Source organism: Alkalicoccus luteus, from assembly GCF_012034335.1.
Classification (GTDB): domain Bacteria; phylum Bacillota; class Bacilli; order Bacillales; family Salisediminibacteriaceae; genus Alkalicoccus; species Alkalicoccus luteus_A.
Window position 1 is genome coordinate 19,732 of the sequence record NZ_JAATHJ010000010.1, and the last position, 13,905, is coordinate 33,636.

At 48.0% G+C, this 13,905-nt stretch carries 15 protein-coding genes; all 15 read right to left on the reverse strand.

Annotated features, from left to right (window positions below; all coding sequences use genetic code 11):
- Window positions 1-8: 8 nt before the first annotated feature.
- Window positions 9-782 carry a sporulation transcription factor Spo0A gene (gene spo0A / locus HCN83_RS08590; protein ID WP_168006354.1) on the reverse strand — a complete coding sequence of 258 codons (774 nt, stop codon included), beginning with the start codon at window positions 780-782 and terminating at the stop codon, window positions 9-11.
- 103 nt (window positions 783-885) lie between these two features.
- Window positions 886-2,604, reverse strand: a complete 1,719-nt coding sequence (gene recN / locus HCN83_RS08595; RefSeq protein ID WP_168006356.1) for a DNA repair protein RecN — start codon at window positions 2,602-2,604, stop codon at window positions 886-888.
- Window positions 2,605-2,708: 104 nt separating this feature from the next.
- Complete coding sequence (gene ahrC / locus HCN83_RS08600; protein ID WP_168006358.1) at window positions 2,709-3,158, reverse strand: transcriptional regulator AhrC/ArgR; 450 nt, start codon at window positions 3,156-3,158, stop codon at window positions 2,709-2,711.
- A 10-nt stretch (window positions 3,159-3,168) separates the two neighbouring features.
- Complete coding sequence (locus HCN83_RS08605; protein ID WP_168006360.1) at window positions 3,169-3,990, reverse strand: TlyA family RNA methyltransferase; 822 nt, start codon at window positions 3,988-3,990, stop codon at window positions 3,169-3,171.
- A complete protein-coding gene (dxs, locus tag HCN83_RS08610) occupies window positions 3,990-5,864 on the reverse strand; it encodes a 1-deoxy-D-xylulose-5-phosphate synthase (protein ID WP_425483607.1) in 1,875 nt (624 codons plus the stop codon). Before dxs ends, HCN83_RS08605 begins: the two co-directional genes overlap by 1 nt.
- A 37-nt stretch (window positions 5,865-5,901) precedes the next feature.
- Window positions 5,902-6,498: a hypothetical protein gene (locus tag HCN83_RS08615; RefSeq protein WP_168006362.1), complete on the reverse strand. Its 597-nt coding sequence runs from the start codon at window positions 6,496-6,498 to the stop codon at window positions 5,902-5,904.
- Window positions 6,499-7,142: 644 nt separating this feature from the next.
- Window positions 7,143-8,021, reverse strand: coding sequence for a polyprenyl synthetase family protein (locus HCN83_RS08620; RefSeq protein ID WP_343033685.1), 879 nt, complete (start codon window positions 8,019-8,021; stop codon window positions 7,143-7,145).
- Between the two features lies 1 nt (window position 8,022).
- Window positions 8,023-8,235, reverse strand: coding sequence for an exodeoxyribonuclease VII small subunit (xseB, locus tag HCN83_RS08625; protein ID WP_168006364.1), 213 nt, complete (start codon window positions 8,233-8,235; stop codon window positions 8,023-8,025).
- Complete coding sequence (gene xseA, locus HCN83_RS08630) at window positions 8,232-9,581, reverse strand: exodeoxyribonuclease VII large subunit (protein ID WP_168006365.1); 1,350 nt, start codon at window positions 9,579-9,581, stop codon at window positions 8,232-8,234. Before xseA ends, xseB begins: the two co-directional genes overlap by 4 nt.
- A complete protein-coding gene (gene folD / locus HCN83_RS08635; protein ID WP_168006366.1) occupies window positions 9,578-10,435 on the reverse strand; it encodes a bifunctional methylenetetrahydrofolate dehydrogenase/methenyltetrahydrofolate cyclohydrolase FolD in 858 nt (285 codons plus the stop codon). Before folD ends, xseA begins: the two co-directional genes overlap by 4 nt.
- A gap of 17 nt (window positions 10,436-10,452) precedes the next feature.
- Window positions 10,453-10,845 carry a transcription antitermination factor NusB gene (gene nusB, locus HCN83_RS08640; protein ID WP_425483605.1) on the reverse strand — a complete coding sequence of 131 codons (393 nt, stop codon included), beginning with the start codon at window positions 10,843-10,845 and terminating at the stop codon, window positions 10,453-10,455.
- Between the two features lie 164 nt (window positions 10,846-11,009).
- Window positions 11,010-11,411, reverse strand: a complete 402-nt coding sequence (locus HCN83_RS08645; protein ID WP_168006370.1) for an Asp23/Gls24 family envelope stress response protein — start codon at window positions 11,409-11,411, stop codon at window positions 11,010-11,012.
- Window positions 11,404-12,771: an acetyl-CoA carboxylase biotin carboxylase subunit gene (gene accC / locus HCN83_RS08650; RefSeq protein WP_168006371.1), complete on the reverse strand. Its 1,368-nt coding sequence runs from the start codon at window positions 12,769-12,771 to the stop codon at window positions 11,404-11,406. The genes HCN83_RS08645 and accC overlap by 8 nt, the downstream gene beginning before the upstream one ends.
- 11 nt (window positions 12,772-12,782) lie before the next feature.
- Window positions 12,783-13,289 carry an acetyl-CoA carboxylase biotin carboxyl carrier protein gene (gene accB / locus HCN83_RS08655; RefSeq protein ID WP_168006372.1) on the reverse strand — a complete coding sequence of 169 codons (507 nt, stop codon included), beginning with the start codon at window positions 13,287-13,289 and terminating at the stop codon, window positions 12,783-12,785.
- Between the two features lie 230 nt (window positions 13,290-13,519).
- On the reverse strand, window positions 13,520-13,897 hold the full coding sequence (locus tag HCN83_RS08660; RefSeq protein ID WP_168006373.1) for a hypothetical protein: 378 nt from the start codon (window positions 13,895-13,897) through the stop codon (window positions 13,520-13,522).
- Window positions 13,898-13,905 lie beyond the last annotated feature (8 nt).

Below are 13,905 nucleotides of genomic sequence, written 5' to 3' on the forward strand. Positions count from 1 at the left end.
TGCAGCGGTCAGCGGCGATGCTCGACTCTCAGCTTATCTGCAACCATTGCAATAAACTCGGAGTTAGTTGGCTTCGATTTAGCAGTGTTAACCGTATAGCCGAACATTTTGGAAATGGACTCGATATTCCCTCTGTTCCAGGCAACTTCAATCGCATGCCGGATCGCTCGTTCCACCCTGCTCGATGTCGTATTAAATTTATCTGCAATTTCCGGATACAAGACTTTTGTGACAGAGCCAAGAAGATCAATGTCCTCATAAACCATTGTAATAGCCTCTCTTAAGTACATGTAGCCTTTTATATGAGCCGGAACACCGATCTCATGAATGATACTCGTGATGCTTGCATCCAGATTCATCGGCCTGTTATCCGTTGCGACGTTGGGTTCGTAAACCGCTCCGGCTGAACCGGTTGCAATCTCACGTACTTTTTCTACAAGAATATCCATGTCAAACGGTTTTAACACGTAATAGGAAGCCCCGAGCTGAACCGCTTTTTTGGTTACATCTTCCTGCCCAAAGGCAGTCAGCATGATAATATACGGTTTTTTATCCAGCTGCATCCGGTTGATTTTTTCTAAAACCGCAAGACCATCCAGATGCGGCATGATAATATCCAGAATAAGCACGTCCGGTATCATTTCTTCGAGATATTCCAGACATTCCTGCCCGTTATACGATTTATGAAGAACCTGCATATCCTCTTCCTGCTCCACGTAATCAGCAAGAATACCAACTAGCTCCTGATTATCATCTGCAACACTGACTTTTATCGTCTTCACACCGTGCTCCCCCTCTGACGCTGCCTGCTATAATTTATGCCGAAATCAGTATACCATACGTACTGAGCACAATAAAAGTCGCATTCTTCCAGAGGGCCTAAAGCTACTTTTTCTGGGAAGCTTGTTCCAGAAGTTCTCTGGCATGATCCCTCGTTACATCTGTTACTTCCACACCGGAAATCATTCTGCCGATTTCTTCTGTTTGTTCCTCCTGCGTAAGCGGGAGCACGCTGGTTACTGTCCTTCCATCCTGTCCGTATTTGGAGATGTACAGATGTGTGTCTGCCATCGCTGCAACCTGCGGCAAGTGCGTAATGCAGAGCACCTGAGAGCCTTCAGCAATCCGATGAATTTTTTCTGCAATGGCCTGAGCGACACGCCCGCTCACACCAGTATCTACCTCATCAAAAATGAGCGATGTCACCCCTTCATGCTTTGCAAGGATTGATTTAAGAGCCAGTATCATTCTTGAAATCTCCCCTCCTGAAGCAATTTTGGCAAGCGGCTTCAGCGGTTCACCTTTATTAGTGGCTACTTGAAATTCTACGTCATCCATGCCGTATTCTGTAAACGGATGCTGCCTGACAAGAGCAGAAGCGGACATAGCACCTGGCTCGCGAGGCTTTACTGAGGCTTGAAAAACTGTATCGTTCATATACAGGTCTTCCAGCTGCTGGTGAATCGCATCCTCCAACCCTGCCGCAGACTGTTTGCGGATAGCTGAAATATTTCCAGCTTCTACTAACAGATCTTCGGCCAGAGCCTCTAATTCCTTTTCCCACTCATGCAGCCGCTCGTCTTTATTCGTAAGGTTATCCAGTTCTTCCTCAATAGAAGCTGCATACTCCAGTATCTCTTCGACTGATGATCCATATTTTCGCTTCAGCTGGCTGATCTCACTTAGGCGAGCCTCTATTTCATTGAGTCTTTCCGGATCAAATTCAATCGCATCGTAATATTCCCGCATCGAAAAAGATGCTTCTTCCAACAGATAATAATTATTCGTTACTGTTTCTTTTAGTTCGGAGAGAGAGGGGTCCATTTCTGCGGCCTCTTCCAGCTGATTCATTGCAGTCATCACCCACTCCAGACCCTTCCCTTCCCCGTAAAGGGCGTCATAAGAGCCATGAACGGTCTTATACAAGCCTTCGCTGTTCGCAAGACGCTGCTTTTCCTCGGCTAATTGTTCATCTTCCCGCGGCTTCAAATCTGCGTTCGTTATTTCTTCATGCTGGTAACGAATGAGATCAAGCCGCTGTGCCATTTCCTGCTCATTCTCAGAGAGGGCTTTTAGCTGTGTCCGCTTTTTTTGAAAACGAGCAAACATTTCCCGGTATTCTCTTAGTGAATTAGTCAGCTTCTCTTCTGCAAACCTGTCGAGAAACATACGATGCTTGTCAGTCTGCATAAGCTGCTGATGTTCATGCTGACCGTGAATATCGACAAGCTGCTGACCTATCTGCCTGAGAACAGCGAGCGTTGTAAGTTTGCCATTGATCCGGCAGATGCTTTTCCCTGCACCGGTTATTTCACGTCGTAAAATGATTGACCCTTCTTCTATCGGAACTCCGGCATCTGCCAGATAACTGTCCAGCTCCTGCGCTTCTCCATCGATCGTAAAAAGACCTTCAATTTCAGCGCGCTTGCTCCCATGGCGAACGAAATCAACCGAGCCGCGCCCTCCTATCAACAGACCGATCGCATCAATAATAATCGATTTTCCCGCTCCGGTTTCACCAGTAAGTACCGTGAGTCCTTCTTCATAGGAAACCGTCAGTTCTTCGATAATTGCAAAATTGCGTATGGTAAGCTCAAGCAGCATGTTTTTCACAGTCCTTTCTTCAACAATAATCAGACAAAAAAAGGACTGAAATTCTGCTCGGCAGCTCCAGTCCTTTTTCTACACCTGAAAATACTGCGGCGGCGCTACAGCATTTCCAGAAATTTATCCGAAAGCTTTTCCGGGTCTTTGTCAGAGCGGCAAATAATGAGAATGGTATCATCTCCACAAATCGTTCCCATGATTTCCTGCCAATCGAGGTTATCAATTAATGCACCTACGGCATTAGCATTTCCCGGCAGCGTTTTAATGACAATCATGTGTGAGGTATGATCGATTGAGACAAAACTGTCCACAAGGGCCCGCTTCAGCTTTTGAAGCGGATTAAACCGTTGATCAGATGGAAGACTGTATTTGTAACGGCCGTCCATCATAGGAACTTTAACGAGATGCAGCTCTTTTATATCTCTGCTGACTGTCGCCTGAGTCACGTTAAAGCCCGCCCGGCGAAGTTCATTTACTAATTCATCCTGTGTTTCAACATCGTTGTTGCCAATTATATCCCGAATTTTAATATGTCGCTGGCCTTTGTTCATAGCTTCCCCCTTATCCGTTTTCTGCACCCGCTGCATCCGGCTGGTGGGCCTTGTTGACAATCGCTTTAAAATCAGGCTCTTCCGGGCATGGTACAGCTGTTTTAACAAGATGAAACAGGAATTCAATGTTGCCGCTTCCACCCCTGATCGGAGAAGATGCTCCTGCTGCGACACAAAATCCTGCCTGACGAGCAAAAGCAGCGGTCTGTTTGAGCACTTCCAGATGAATCGCCGGATCTTTAACGAGCCCGTTGCGGCCTACCTGCTCTCTTCCTGCTTCAAACTGGGGTTTCACAAGAACGGCGGCCTCGGCTTCATGAGCAAGTACATCATACATCACTGGAAGAATATGCTTCAGCGAAATAAATGATACGTCAACTGATGCAAAATCCGGCGTTTTCTGAGCGAAATCTTCAGTCGTGCAGTACCGGAAATTTGTTTTTTCCATGACGACCACTTTCGGATCCTGGCGGAGCTTCCAGACGAGCTGGTTAGAGCCGACGTCCACTGCATAGACGAGCTCGACTCCGTTTTGAAGGGCACAGTCAGTAAATCCGCCGGTTGACGATCCGATGTCGAGCATGATCCTGCCCTGAAGTGATATGTCGAACTCCTTCAAAGCCTTTTCCAGCTTCAGACCGCCCCTGCTCACATAAGGCATCGGTTTTCCTTTCATCGTTAACACCGAATCGGCAGGGATCTTCATCCCTGCTTTATCAACCCGGTGACCATCGGCCAGAACTTGTCCGGCCATAATCGCCCGCTTCGCTTTTTCCCTGGACTCAAACAGTCCCTGCTCCACGAGTAGTATATCTGCTCTTTCTTTTTTCATCAGGCCCGCTGCTGCTTTCTCGGCAGAATTGACTTTATGCGGGCAGCTGTATTTTCTCCGGTCAGTCCGATTTCCTTCAGCAGATCAGACACGCTTCCGTGTTCAATATACCAATCAGGAATCCCCATACGCTCTACCGGAACGTTGTACAGATTTTCATTGTTGAAAAATTCAAGCACTGCACTTCCAAAGCCACCCTGTAAGGCATGTTCTTCCAGCGTAAGCAACGGTTTGCCTTCTCCATGCAGCCGTTTAAGCATCGTCTCATCCAGCGGCTTAATGGACCGCGCATTGATCACCTCGACAGAAATACCCTCTTTTGCAAGCAGTTCTGCCGCTTCTTCTGCAACAGGAACCATCGTGCCGACCGCGAGTACCGCTGCATCGCCACCGGAACGAAGCGTTTCCCACGTGCCGATTGGCAGTTCCTGCAGCTTCTTATCCATTGGCGCTCCGGTGCCGGCCCCTCTCGGATAGCGGACTGCAATTGGTCCGTCATTATGCTGATAGGCCGTGTAGAGCATATGCTGAAATTCATTTTCGTCTTTTGGACATAAGAGGGTCATATTCGGCAGATGTCTCATATAAGAAATATCAAAAACACCCTGGTGCGTTTCCCCGTCCGCGCCGACAAGTCCGGCGCGGTCAATCGCAAACATCACGTTCAGGTTCTGCCTGCATACATCATGCACGAGCTGATCATAGCCGCGCTGCAGGAAAGTTGAGTATATCGCGAGCACAGGCTTCATGCCTTGTGCTGCAAGACCCGCAGACATTGTCGTAGCATGCTGTTCTGCAATCCCGACATCAAACATTCGCTCCGGGAACTCTTTTGCAAATTTATCAAGTCCGCTGCCGTTTGGCATGGCGGGTGTCACCGCTACCAGTTTGTCGTCCGAGCGTGCGATCGTTTTCATTGTCTCTGCAAACACACCGCTGTAACTCGGCGGTCCCGGCTTCTTAACAACTTCACCGGATTCAATTTTGTAAGGCCCAAGCCCATGCCAAGTGCCTTTTGCATCATTCTCAGCAGGTGCGTACCCTTTGCCTTTTTTCGTAACAACGTGAATCAGAATCGGCCCTTTCGTCTTCTTTGCATACGATATGTTTGCCCGCAGATCGTGAAGGTCATGTCCATCTACCGGACCGAGATACGTAAATCCTAATTCCTCGAAAAACATGCCCGAAACGAGCAGATATTTAAGACTGTCTTTTACCCGTTCTGCAGCTGCAGCGAGTCTGCCGCCGAATGCCGGCACCTTTTTAATGAGCATTTCCAAATCGTCTTTTGCTTTCTGGTATTTACCTGCGGTACGCATACGTCCCAGCATATTATGCATAGCTCCGACATTCGGAGCTATGGACATTTCATTATCATTTAGAATGACCGTCATGTCCCTTTGTTCATGGCCAATGTGGTTAAGCGCTTCCAAGGCCATACCTCCGGTTAGTGCGCCATCTCCGATGATAGGAACAATGTTCTCATCTGTACCTTTCAGATCACGTGCAAGTGTCATTCCCATAGCACCTGACAGTGAGGTGGAGCTGTGTCCTGTCTCCCAGCAGTCGTGGATCGATTCGGAGCGCTTAGGAAACCCGCAGAGTCCTTTATGCTGACGAAGTGTGTCAAACTGATCGGCGCGGCCGGTTAAAATTTTGTGTACATATGCCTGGTGTCCAACATCGAATAAAAATTTATCCTTCGGGCTGTCGTAAAGCTGATGCAGCATCAGTGTCAGCTCCACAACTCCCAGATTCGGCCCCAGGTGTCCGCCTGTTACAGATAGTTTGTCGATCAGAAACGACCGGATATCTTCAGCCGTTTGCTCGAGTTCGGCATCTGTCATATTTTTCAGGAAGGACGGGTCTTTCATATTTAATACGTCCAAGAGAAACCCTCGCTTTCTAACTTTAAGCTTTCTTCCGCCTTTTCTTTTTATCCTTAAAAATGGTTATCTTCAATTTTACCTCTAACAAATGAAATAATCTACCCACACGGTAGATGATCTCGGTGGAATAGCGGATTGCAATCGTTTTTCCGACTGATTTGCCGCCGACTGTGATCGCAGCTACTATGCTTGTAAATACGACAGATATAACGAACTGGAGCGTAGATCCTTCGCCATGACCGAGCTGCACAGCCAGCTGCAGTACAACATAGGCGGAGGCGGTACCACTTATAACTCCGGCGATGTCCCCGATCACGTCATTTGTAAAGTTCGAAAATTTGTCAGCGTTTCGTGTTATGGTGACCGCTTCGCGTGCACCAGGAAGTTTTTCTGCTGCCATTGCGTGAAACGGTTTCTCGGCAGCTGCAGTTGCTGCTACACCTATCGTATCTGATATTACCCCTATCAGCACGATTAGAAACACAATCAGCATGCCGACACCCCAGGCAACACCGCTCAGGATGGCTGTGGAGACAACAGAAAAAATAGCCGCTAACACAAGAGTGATAACGGCAATCATCCAGCTCCATTTCAACGAATCGATCATTGATTGTTTCATTTAAGCAGCCCGGCTTTCTCTAAAAGTGCTTTCTATGTACGTTATGTAAGAAGAGTGGTCATAAACAGGGTAAAGACTGCGCCATAGGTCCAGTAGGTTTTCCCAACCGGCTGCCAAAGCGTCGCCGCTCTGGTGGTTTCCCTTTAAAGCCGGCTTGGTGCTGTCGCCAAACACCAGACTGGATTACCACTTAGTACGCACTATAATCCCCTGTCCATGTACATGGAACAGTCTAGAAGTTTTCCTTGGCAGCTCCGGCCACCTTCTATCCTCTTTTGCAGAGATGATTTCATACGGCTGGCGGCCGTAATCCCCTCATACTCCACTCAAGGCAGGCTACGCTGCCCACGGGTTTCCCTTTCCCGCGCGGCAGGTTCATACCCATGAGCATAGCGCTGATGGGAACAGCACCACACTCATGGGCCTCCGCGGCTGCAGGGTCAACGCCCACATGCCATTGTGGATCGCCCTACAGCCTTTACTCCCAGTCAGGACCCAAGGCTGGGCGCCTCAAGCCGAGACTAGGAACTTCATCGATGTGCCCTTTAGTGGATTTTTAGGCCCGCTTTCGAAGGTGAAGAACTGACTAGAATACTGCACCACTCTTCACCGCTATTATATCATGACCAAAGAGGTACGGACAATTACTTCGTGCGTTCGCTGATGTAGGCCGTCAGTTCTTTCAGCACCTCTGTGTTGCCTGAAACACGCTCCAGTTCAGCAAGAGCCATGCTCGTGTGATAATCCAGCTTTTCTCTTGCTCCGTCAGCACCTAAAAGCCGAACGTACGTATTTTTATCATTCGACTCATCGCTTCCAACCGGCTTACCAATTTCGGATTCCTCTCCTTCAACATCCAAAAGGTCGTCTTTGATCTGAAAGGAGAGGCCGATGTGTTTACCGAAAGCCTCCAGCGCACGCTGCTCTTCTTCAGGAGCTCCGGCTATAACTGCTCCAGCCTGAAGTGCAACGGATAACAATGCGCCGGTTTTTCGTGCGTGAATGTATTCCAGCTCTTCGACATCTACTTCACGGCCTTCTGCTTCCATATCATCGAGCTGCCCGCCGACCATTCCCGGTGCACCTGAAGCCTCTGATACAGCAGCGATTATATCCACTTTTTTATCTGCTGACAGCAGCTTGTCACCTGCAATCAGCTGAAAGCTCTGTGTGAGCAGAGCATCTCCAGCCAGGACAGCGCAGGCCTCACCGTAGACACGATGGTTAGTAGGCCGTCCTCTGCGAATATCGTCATCATCCATTGCCGGAAGGTCATCGTGTATGAGCGAGTAGGTATGGATAAACTCGATTGCACATGCTGTTTTATCTGCCTTTTCCGCTGAGATTCCGTATGTGTCCAGAACTGCATACACAAGCAGCGGTCTCACCCTTTTCCCCCCTGCCTCCAAGGAATAAAGCATCGATTCCTTCAGTTTCCGAGGCATTTCCGAGGAGTTGATTACAGATGGGAAAAGCTCTTCAACACGGTCTTTATACACAGACATAAATGTTTTCAGTTGCACGCTATAATTCCTCCTCCGGAAGCTCTGATAGGGTGCCATCCTGCTCAAGTACTTCCGTCATCTGTTTTTCAACTTTATGCAGCCGGTCGTGACAAGCTTTTGAAAGTTTCATTCCCTCCTGGAACATCTCAATGGCTTCTTCGAGCGGAACGTCTCCCTGCTCAAGATTTTGCACAATACTCTCCAGCTTTTTCATTGATTCTTCAAACGTCATCTGTCTTCCCGCTCCTCTCTGATCACATTTTCGACGGAAGCATATATCCGCCCGTCCTGCAGCGTCAATGAAACTGTATCACCTTCCGCAATATCTTTTACAGATTTTAACAACCCTCCGTTTTTATCGTACGTCAGGCTGTACCCTTTTCGCATCAGTTGAAGCGGGCTGAGCAGCTCTAGTTTTGACAGCTGGACATCCAGTCGATGACGACTGTTATCATGCTGCCGTCTCATTGCTGTCTTCATTGCCTGCTCAAACTGTAGCAACTTGTTTTTTTCTTTCTCAACTGCACGCTGCGGATGAACATTCAACAGCCGCTGCTCCAGTTTCTCGAGCCTGTTGCGCTGGGACTGACTATTTTCCTGTAAGGCACGGCGTAATTTATCTGTCCAGATGTCGAGCTCCTGCTCCTTTTGTTCCAGCAGACGCCTTGGATACTGAAACGCATATGAACGATCCAGCGCTTTCAGCTGTTCCTGCTTCCGGTCGATTTTCAGTTTGACAGCTCGAAGCAAACGGGTATGACGTTCCATTACAAAAGCCCGCATATCCTGAATGTCCGGTACCGCTAGCTCCGCTGCAGCGGTTGGAGTCGGAGCCCGTAAGTCGGCTGTGAAATCGCTGATTGTTACATCTGTTTCATGACCGACTGCAGAAATAACAGGGGTCGACATGGAGAATATAGTTCGGGCAACCTCTTCTTCGTTAAATGCCCACAGCTCCTCAAGCGACCCTCCGCCTCTGCCTGCTATGATAACATCGAATGATTCAGTTTCGTCGGCCTGTCTCAGAGCGCTGACGATTGAGGCAGGAGCACCTGGCCCCTGAACAAGCACCGGAAGAAGTGTTACTGCAGCAAGCGGGTATCTTCTCCGAATAGTAGTTACAATATCACGTACGGCAGCACCCGTCGGGGATGTAATAACAGCAATGCGCTCCGGTATTTTAGGAATTTTCTTTTTGTGATCCGGCAGAAATAAACCTTCTGCTTCCAGCTTTTTTTTCAGCTGCTCAAATGCCATATACAAGTGCCCGATTCCATCAGGCTGCATCTCTTTTACATAAAACTGATACTGGCCGAATGGCTCATATACGGAAATGTCTCCGCGGACGAGCACTTTCATTCCATTATCGGGAGCGAAAGCGAGGCTGCGGTTGTTTCCGGCAAACATCACGCTCTGCAGCCGTGATTTGTCGTCTTTCAGCGTAAAATACATGTGACCGCGGCTGTGCTTTTTAAAGTTGGATATTTCGCCCTGAACCCATACGTTTTGCAGACCTGCGCTTCTGTCCAGCGTCTGTTTAATAAGCGTCGTAATCGCGGTTACAGTTACATGATTCATGTGGCATGCAGCCTCTTTTCAGCTGAAATAACGGTATTATACATCAGCATCGTAATTGTCATGGGACCGACCCCCCCAGGAACCGGCGTGATAAAAGATGCCTTTTCTTTCACGCTCTCAAAATCCACATCCCCGGCCAGCTTGCCGTCAGAAGTGCGGTTGACTCCGACATCCACTACTACAGCTCCGGCTTTGATGTCATCAGCTGATATGAATTTTTCTTTTCCTACGGCTGCAATAAGAATATCAGCCTGCTTCGTATGACTCCGCATATCCTTTGTGCGGGAATGACAAAATGTAACGGTAGCATTCTCTTTTAGCAGCAGCATTCCTGCTGGCTTCCCGACGATATTGCTTCGGCCGACAACGACAGCATGACGACCTTCGATGGGAATGTTTCGTGACTTTAACATATGTATGATTCCAAACGGAGTACATGGTAAAAATCCATCGTCGCCTGTCAGCATTTTTCCTGTATTATACGGATGAAAGCCATCTACATCTTTGGAAGGATCAATCGCCATGATAACTTTCTGCTCATCAATATGAGACGGCAGCGGCAGCTGAACCAGGATGCCATGGATGTCTTCACGGTTGTTCAAGGTGTCGATCTTCCCAAGCAGCTCTTCTTCTGTAATTGATTCATCCGGGCGATCAACTTCTGAATGGATGCCTGTTTCCAGACATGCTTTTTCTTTACCGCGCACATAAGAGGCGGAAGCAGGGTCATTTCCTACCAGAATGACACCGAGACCGGGTGTGATCCCCTGTGACACTAATTCCTCAGTCCGCTCCTTAAGACTTTGGCGCGTCGCCTGTGCAAGCTCTTTACCGGAAATTACTTCTGCTCCCATATTCCCATCCCCTTTAATTAGTTGTCTTCGTTTAACTCAGCAGCGATTCGGGACGCCACTCCGTTTACAAATTTACCCGCTTCTTCATCGGCATTAAATCCTTTCGCCAGATCGATGGCCTCGTTGATGCTCACATTAACAGGTACGTCTTCTAAATTCATCATTTCATAAACGCACTGTCGGAGGATGGCCCTGTCGATCCGTGAGAGTCTGTCAAGTGACCAGTGATCGAGCGCTCCTTCCAGACGGCCGTCTATTTCTGACTGATGTTCCAGTGTTCCGTTTACCAGCTTTTCCAGAAACTCACTGCTCTTTTCGTCTTGTTCCAGCGTCGCCTCTATGGCAGCAGCCGGTTCGACTCCGGTCATTTCCACCTGATAAAGGGCCTGAACCGATTTGATTCTAGCCACTCTTCTATTCATAAGCTATCTTGCTCCTTTTTAACTGCTCTGTCTGATTACCTTTTACATAATAGCATATCCGTCAGCCTGATTACACCATGCGGAAAGTGCCGGAAGCGCTTTAATCAAGAAAAAACGTTCTGCAGGCAACTTGATGCCTGCAGAACGCTGCATTATTCCGGAGCAGTTTCAGCTTCCAGCTTAGTCTCGAACTGCACGCCAGTCACATGAATGTGAACGGCTTTCGCTTCCAGTGCAGTCATCGTTTTTAACGTTTGTACAATGTTTTCCTGCACCCTGCCGCCGACTTCCGGAATGGAATGTCCGTATTTCGTTACGATATACACTTCTATCGTGACATTCTCTCCATTCATGTCGACTTTTATGCCTTTACTCAGAGATTTGCGTCCAAGCTTTTCTGCAACTCCTGCTGCAAAATTCCCGTGCAGGTGGTCCACACCTTCTACTTCTGCAGCTGCCAGACCGGCGATAATTTCCACCACTTCTGGTGAGATCTCCACAGTTCCCAGCTCATTTTTGTAATCGGCTATTTTTACTGCATGGTTTTCAGCCATCATTCTCCTCCTCTTCAGCACGTATCGGGTAAAGCTCGAGGAATTTCGTGTTGAAATCCCCGCTTCGGAATACGTCATGCTGAAAAAGTCTGATATGGAAAGGAATCGTTGTGTGCACCCCTTCCACATAAAATTCTTTCAGCGCGCGTTCCATCTTGCTCACGGCTTCCGCTCGATCGGCACCGTGTACAATCAGCTTTGCCACCATTGAATCATAAAACGGGCTTATTGTGTACCCATTATAACACGCACTGTCGACTCTGACTCCAGGGCCGCCCGGCGGAAGATAAAAAGACAGTTTTCCCGGTGATGGCATGAAATTCCGAAATGGATCTTCTGCGTTGATCCGGCACTCAATACTCCAGCCGTTGAACGTCACATCTTCCTGGCGGACGCTGAGCTTCTCACCGGAAGCTGCGCGGATCTGCTCTTTAATCAGATCCACACCTGTCACCATTTCTGTTACCGGGTGCTCGACCTGAATTCTTGTATTCATTTCCATGAAATAAAAAGCATCCGTATTATGATCGAAAATAAATTCAATTGTGCCTGCCCCAACGTAGTCAACTGCTTCTGCAGCTTTCACTGCTGCATCGCCCATTTTCTTTCGCACTTCCGGACTTACTGCCGGAGACGGTGTTTCTTCTACAAGCTTCTGGAGCCTGCGCTGAATCGAACAGTCTCGTTCTCCCAGATGAATCGTGTTGCCGTGCTGATCAGCCAGCACCTGAATCTCTACGTGACGGAAATCTTCGATAAACTTCTCTAAATAGACACCGTCGTTTCCAAAATTCGCCTTCGCTTCTTTTTGAGTGACGGAGATTCCCTTTTTAAGCTCTGCTTCGTCTTTCGCGACGCGGATGCCTTTGCCTCCGCCTCCTGCTGTCGCCTTAATAATAACCGGATACCCAATACCGGCCGCTACTTCAGCTCCGTGCTCAGGACCATCTACGAGACCATCTGACCCAGGTACGACCGGAACCCCGGCTTCCTGCATCTTTTTTCGTGCAACATCCTTAGTCCCCATCTGACTGATTGCCTGAGGGCTTGGTCCGATAAAAGTTACGTTGCAGGCATCACAGATTTCTGCAAAATCCGGGTTTTCGGCCAGAAAACCATACCCCGGATGAATACCGTCAACATCCGTCAACTTAGCGGCGCTGATAATGTTCGTAAAATTTAAGTAGCTCTCTGCACTGGAGACAGGTCCGATGCAAACTGCTTCATCAGCCATGCGTACGTGCAAGGCTTCTTTATCTGCAGTTGAATAAACAGCTACGGTGCCGATGCCCATTTCCTGAGCAGCCCGGATAATCCGGACAGCGATCTCTCCGCGGTTTGCAACTAATATTTTTTTCATAACCAATCCCTCTATTCTGCTTCGACGAGGAATAATTCCTGGCCGTATTCAACCAGCTCGCCGTTTTCAACCAGTACTTTCACAATTCGCCCGTTCACTTCTGCTTCGATTTCATTCATCAGCTTCATTGCTTCCACAATGCAGACGACAGAATCCTTTTTAACTGTATCGCCCTCGGCTACATATGGATCAGATTCCGGTGACGGTGAAGAATAAAAGGTTCCGACCATGGGAGACGTTATTTTGTATGTATCATCCTGGTCGCTGCTTGACTGAGAACTCTCTGGTTTCTGCTCTTCGGAGGGGGCTGACTGCTTTTCAGGCTGTGGTGCCGGTGACGGCGCTGCCTGCGGTGCTGCAGCTTCAACAGCTTGAGGAGCAGGTGCGGAAGTCTTTACCGTCTGACCGCCAAATTTTTTAAGAGAAACTTTTGCTCCATTTTGCTCATACTTAAATTCGTCAATGCTTGAATCGTCAATCAGCTTGATCAGCTCTCTGATTTCCTGAATCTTCAACATCGTGATCCACCCTTTCATCATTTAGCTTCCATTTTATATAACGACAAACCGTTAGGAGTTACTCATAAATATGCTACCGTATTTCAGATATTTTGAAAACATCTTTTTGGTCAGACCACTAAGTAAGCGCTCTCATAAGCCGGCTTTCTAAGGCGAAGGTTTGCCCTTCGCCTCCATTCATTTTTCCGATATCAAAGGCGTAATAAACGATACGGGGATGTCATCAAGCCTTAGGACTCCCTGTCTTCTTCGTTCGTTACGGAAGCTTCTTCCTGTTCACTTTCCTGTTTCTCCACGGTTTTATAATCCCGGAAAATTGGAAAATCGGATAAGTTATCAGGGATTTTTCCGTCTTCAAGCAAAATAATTTTCACGATGTTTTTATTGCGTGCCATATGATATTTTTCGCCATATTCATTTTCCTGTGTGTATGCCTTCAGGCTTTTATAATCCTCTTCCTGAATCGAAACTGGCATGCCGCTTTCCGCTTCTTCTTCAGACTGGGAAAATCCCACTTCGAATTCAACGATTTGAATTTTATCGTTTTTCTGGCTCCGGGTTTGTTCGAGAACCGCTTTTGCGCCTTCTGTCAATTCTGACCATTCCATTGCTGTTC

What these genes read in the sequence shown, in the direction of transcription:
- recN (WP_168006356.1), bottom strand. Translation starts at nt 2,604, where the DNA reads ATGCTGCTTGAGCTTACCATACGCAATTTTGCAATTATCGAAGAACTG.
- ahrC (WP_168006358.1), bottom strand. Translation starts at nt 3,158, where the DNA reads ATGAACAAAGGCCAGCGACATATTAAAATTCGGGATATAATTGGCAAC.
- HCN83_RS08605 (WP_168006360.1), bottom strand. Translation starts at nt 3,990, where the DNA reads ATGAAAAAAGAAAGAGCAGATATACTACTCGTGGAGCAGGGACTGTTT.
- dxs (WP_425483607.1), bottom strand. Translation starts at nt 5,864, where the DNA reads ATGAAAGACCCGTCCTTCCTGAAAAATATGACAGATGCCGAACTCGAG.
- HCN83_RS08615 (WP_168006362.1), bottom strand. Translation starts at nt 6,498, where the DNA reads ATGAAACAATCAATGATCGATTCGTTGAAATGGAGCTGGATGATTGCC.
- xseB (WP_168006364.1), bottom strand. Translation starts at nt 8,235, where the DNA reads ATGACGTTTGAAGAATCAATGAAAAAGCTGGAGAGTATTGTGCAAAAT.
- xseA (WP_168006365.1), bottom strand. Translation starts at nt 9,581, where the DNA reads ATGAATCATGTAACTGTAACCGCGATTACGACGCTTATTAAACAGACG.
- folD (WP_168006366.1), bottom strand. Translation starts at nt 10,435, where the DNA reads ATGGGAGCAGAAGTAATTTCCGGTAAAGAGCTTGCACAGGCGACGCGC.
- HCN83_RS08645 (WP_168006370.1), bottom strand. Translation starts at nt 11,411, where the DNA reads ATGGCTGAAAACCATGCAGTAAAAATAGCCGATTACAAAAATGAGCTG.
- accC (WP_168006371.1), bottom strand. Translation starts at nt 12,771, where the DNA reads ATGAAAAAAATATTAGTTGCAAACCGCGGAGAGATCGCTGTCCGGATT.
- accB (WP_168006372.1), bottom strand. Translation starts at nt 13,289, where the DNA reads ATGTTGAAGATTCAGGAAATCAGAGAGCTGATCAAGCTGATTGACGAT.
- HCN83_RS08660 (WP_168006373.1), bottom strand. Translation starts at nt 13,897, where the DNA reads ATGGAATGGTCAGAATTGACAGAAGGCGCAAAAGCGGTTCTCGAACAA.